The sequence below is a fragment of the Bradyrhizobium sp. LeoB3 genome (assembly GCF_055456055.1).
The window spans coordinates 1-903 of record NZ_JBVBEF010000318.1 but is presented as its reverse complement, the minus strand read 5'-3'; the positions used below and the strand labels follow the sequence as shown (position 1 = coordinate 903).

At 57.5% G+C, this 903-nt stretch carries 2 protein-coding genes; both read left to right on the top strand.

The window, feature by feature from the left end; translation table 11 throughout:
• Window positions 1–204, top strand: a 204-nt coding sequence (locus ACZXDY_RS46100; RefSeq protein WP_464350040.1) for a hypothetical protein, incomplete at its 5' end; no start/stop codon positions are given.
• 239 nt (window positions 205–443) lie between these two features.
• Window positions 444–593 carry a hypothetical protein gene (locus ACZXDY_RS46095; protein ID WP_464350039.1) on the top strand — a complete coding sequence of 50 codons (150 nt, stop codon included), beginning with the start codon at window positions 444–446 and terminating at the stop codon, window positions 591–593.
• The last annotated feature ends 310 nt before the right edge of the window (window positions 594–903 follow it).

The window sequence follows — 903 nt, the reverse complement described above, 5'->3', positions numbered from 1 at the left end:
CGACCAGCTGCCCGAGAACCGCACGAGGGCTTTATGACGGCCCAGAACTCACGACGAGGCAAGGAATATTTAGAGATAGCACAGACTTTGCTCCGCGCCGCCAAAACCATGACCGACTCAGCGATCGCGGCTCAGCTTAAGGCCCTCGCTGACGACTACCAGCGGCGAGCTGAGAAACCCTCGCATGTTGATGCGGATGGATGAATTTCCTGACTGCACAGAGAGATTCCGGGATTGGGTGTGAGATGAACAATCACATTTGGCATGCAACGCTTATTGTATTCGCCGTTATGCCGCCGATTTCTACAATCGGTCACGCCCGCGCCCACGATTATCAAACCCTGAGTTGAGCAGTTGGTATGGGAGCTTGCACAGCGGCAAAGGGCCCTGCTGCGATGGCAGTGATGCGAAGCGCGTTGATGACGCCGATTGGGAAACTAAGGATGGTCACTATCGCGTGCGCATTGATGGCGAGTGGGTTGATGTTCCGAACGACGCTGTCGTGGATGGACCGAACCGCGCTGGTCGAGCCCTACTATCTGAACGGCGCTTCCGTTGGCGTCAGATGCTTCATGCCGGGGAGCATGGGCTGATCGCGAGCGCAGGGCGATCAGCAGCTCCCACTGCGGTAACATTGCACGGTTCGGCTGCCAACCCGACCGAGGCGATATGGTCATAGTGATATTCGTCCTGGCGATGTGCATTGCCGCGGCGTGCGTGGTCCTGGCGTTGTTGCTCTAGCGAAAAATAGCCCCGACTAACGCGGGGGCCGCCGGGGCCGGTTACTTTCGCTTTCCGAGCGCCCTCAAAATATTGACGAAGCCGAGCGCCTGTTTGCGAAGCTGCTAGAAAAACGATTTGACCGTCAGCCCTGCTGCGCGGGCATCTTGTATGAATGTATGC